This window comes from Polaromonas sp., from assembly GCF_029945895.1.
In the GTDB taxonomy this organism is placed as follows: domain Bacteria; phylum Pseudomonadota; class Gammaproteobacteria; order Burkholderiales; family Burkholderiaceae_C; genus Polaromonas.
In genome coordinates, this window is record NZ_JAQSDL010000067.1 from 1 (window position 1) to 2,412 (window position 2,412).

The 2,412-nt window shown below is 63.8% G+C and carries 3 protein-coding genes and 1 pseudogene; 1 reads left to right on the forward strand and 3 read right to left on the reverse strand.

Annotated features, from left to right (window positions below; translation table 11 throughout):
• Nucleotides 1–147 precede the first annotated feature (147 nt).
• The gene (locus tag PSV33_RS08175; RefSeq protein WP_300515348.1) at nt 148–567 is read left to right on the forward strand and encodes an RNA-binding protein; all 420 of its coding nucleotides are present in this window, start codon (nt 148–150) and stop codon (nt 565–567) included.
• A gap of 128 nt (nt 568–695) precedes the next feature.
• Here the strand turns inward: PSV33_RS08175 and PSV33_RS08180 are convergent, their stop codons facing one another.
• From PSV33_RS08180 to PSV33_RS08190, 3 genes and pseudogenes are all read right to left on the reverse strand, one after another.
• A complete protein-coding gene (locus PSV33_RS08180; RefSeq protein ID WP_300560508.1) occupies nt 696–1,478 on the reverse strand; it encodes an SDR family oxidoreductase in 783 nt (260 codons plus the stop codon).
• Nucleotides 1,479–1,540: 62 nt separating this feature from the next.
• The gene (gene lptC, locus PSV33_RS08185) at nt 1,541–2,233 is read right to left on the reverse strand and encodes an LPS export ABC transporter periplasmic protein LptC (RefSeq protein ID WP_300560510.1); all 693 of its coding nucleotides are present in this window, start codon (nt 2,231–2,233) and stop codon (nt 1,541–1,543) included.
• Nucleotides 2,230–2,412: pseudogene (locus PSV33_RS08190) on the reverse strand (3-deoxy-D-manno-octulosonate 8-phosphate phosphatase); the annotation flags it as partial. The gene lptC and the pseudogene PSV33_RS08190, both read right to left, overlap by 4 nt.

The window sequence follows — 2,412 nt, forward strand, 5'->3', positions numbered from 1 at the left end:
ATCTGGCGCATAATGCACGGGTGTGGGTATAAATCCATACAGGTTAGGTGATCGGTCAGTTTCGCGCGCTACAGCGGTACGTTTGAAGATTTGTTGTGCTTTCGGGACTCCATCGCTTTTATTATTGTGTTTTAGAGGAGTCCCTTCATGGGCAACAAACTTTACGTCGGCAATCTGCCTTATTCCGTCCGCGACGAAGACCTGCAACAATCTTTCGGCCAGTTTGGCGCTGTCACCAGCGCTAAAGTCATGATGGAGCGCGACACCGGTCGCTCCAAAGGCTTTGGCTTTGTGGAAATGGGCAGCGATGCCGAAGCCCAGGCAGCCATTGCCGGCATGAACGGCCAGCCTCTGGGCGGTCGCAGCGTTGTCGTCAACGAAGCCCGTCCGATGGAAGCTCGTCCTCCACGCACTGGCGGTGGCGGCTTCGGCGGCGGTAGCGGTGGTGGCGGCGGCTACGGTGGTGGCGGCGGCGGTGGTGGCTACGGCGGCGGCGGCGGTGGTGGCCGTTCCGGTGGCGGCGGCTACGGTGGCGGCGGCTCCGGCGGCGGACGCGGCGGCTACTAAGCCCTGATTCCCAGCCTCTTCAGCTTCGGCTGAAGACAGCTTTAAAAGGCTTCAAGACTTCGGTTTTGAAGCCTTTTTGCATGATGGCCCTTGGTACGTGGGCGCATGCAGCTATTGATTTTGTAGCGTCACAAGGGCTTTTCCGGCTGCCGATGTTTGCGCGGCCGGCCCGCCAGGGCCATGTCAAACAGGCCATTGGGCAACAGGCGCAGCAGCTTGGCCACCACGCCCATCTGCCAGGGAATCACGCGGTAGCTGGCGCCTGCCTCAATGGCTGCGAAAGCCTTGGCGGCAAACGCCTCTGGCTGCATCAGAAACGGCATGGCGTAGCGGTTCTTCTGCGTCAGCGGCGTGTCGACGTAGCCGGGACACAGGGTCACAACCTTCACGCCCGAAGGCCGCAGCTCGCCACGCAGGCTCTCGCAGTATGCGATCACTGCCGCCTTGCTGGCACAGTAGGCACCGTGGCCAGGCAGGCCGCGAATCCCTGCCACGCTCGCCATGCCCACCAGCGCGCCCGAGCCCCGCTGCACCATGGCATCCACAAAAGGATGAAAAGTCGCCGCCAGGCCGATGTTGTTGGTGGCAAACGTCTGCGCCATCACCTCCAGGTCGCCCCGCACCGCCGTGTCCATGCCGATGCTGACGCCGGCGTTGGCTACCACCACATCCGGCACGCCCTGGGCCGCAATGCAATCCCGCCCAGCCGCCACAATGCTGCTGCTGTTCGACACGTCGGCGCTATAAATTTTATAGCTGTCTGCGCTGATTCCGTGTGCACGGGCCCATGATTCGACCTCGTCGGTGCGGCGCGCCACGAGTGCCAGCCGGTAGCCGGCCTGGAAAAACCGCAGGGCCAGGGCCTGGCCAATGCCGCTGGAGGCGCCGGTGATGAAAACGAGTCTGGACATGGAAAACTCCTGCCGGGCTTGAACAGGCCGGCTCTATTTTTGAAGGCAACCGCCGGCCGCCGTCAGGGCGCGCCGCCCGCGGGGGCTTTGCGCGGCACCAGCACGCCTTTGACGCGCCCCTTGAGGTCAGCCACCCGGTCAAGGTTGTCATAGGCAAAAGTATCGCCGGCAAACTGGTCGTTGCCGCGTGTGATGACCACCGGCAGGTGCGACTTCGCACGCTCCTCATTCACAAACACGTGCAGAAACTCCCCCTGGAATTCAAGCCGCGGAATCTCACGGCCAGCCGCATCCACGGCCGCTTCGCGCACCACGCGTGCATTGCCGATGAGCTGGACTTCCGAGCCGTCGGCATTGGTCAGTGCCCGGTTGCCGGTGGAGGTCGTCAACCTGCCCTCGAGACTGTAGCTGCGGATCAGCGCCTGGTCGATCTCGAGCGTGTCGGTGTCCGGGTAGTGGCGCAGTTCGGCGCCCGAGACATCGCTTTTGAGTCGCCCCGCATCGTCAAAGGTCTTGATGCCGAACTTGCGCAGATAGTAGTCCGGCTCGGCACTGACCGCTTTCTGGCCTTCCGGCGCCAGCGAGGCGGGCGTGTTTCTCACCAGCCAGTAAGTGCCCAGCGCCAGCACGCCCATCATCAACACCGGGATGTAGATGGCGGTGCGCTCCCACAGCAGCGACGCCCTGTCCAGCGCGCTGCGCCAGGCCGGAACCACAGCCGCAGGAGGACCCAGGGAGGCGTTGGCAGCCATCACGCGGTGTACTCCTGCAGCAAGGCCGCGTAACGGCCACTGGCCACCATCAACAGGTCGCAGAACTCGCGCACGGCGCCGTCGCCGCCGCGAGCCTCGGTGACATACGTGGCCAGGGCCTTGACCTCCACATGCGCGTTGGCGGGTGCGCAGCTGAAGGCAACGCGGCGCATCACCGGCAG

Bases quoted from the DNA above. Each gene is read 5' to 3' on its own strand.
- PSV33_RS08175 (WP_300515348.1), top strand. From the start codon at position 148: ATGGGCAACAAACTTTACGTCGGCAATCTGCCTTATTCCGTCCGCGAC.
- PSV33_RS08180 (WP_300560508.1), bottom strand. From the start codon at position 1,478: ATGTCCAGACTCGTTTTCATCACCGGCGCCTCCAGCGGCATTGGCCAG.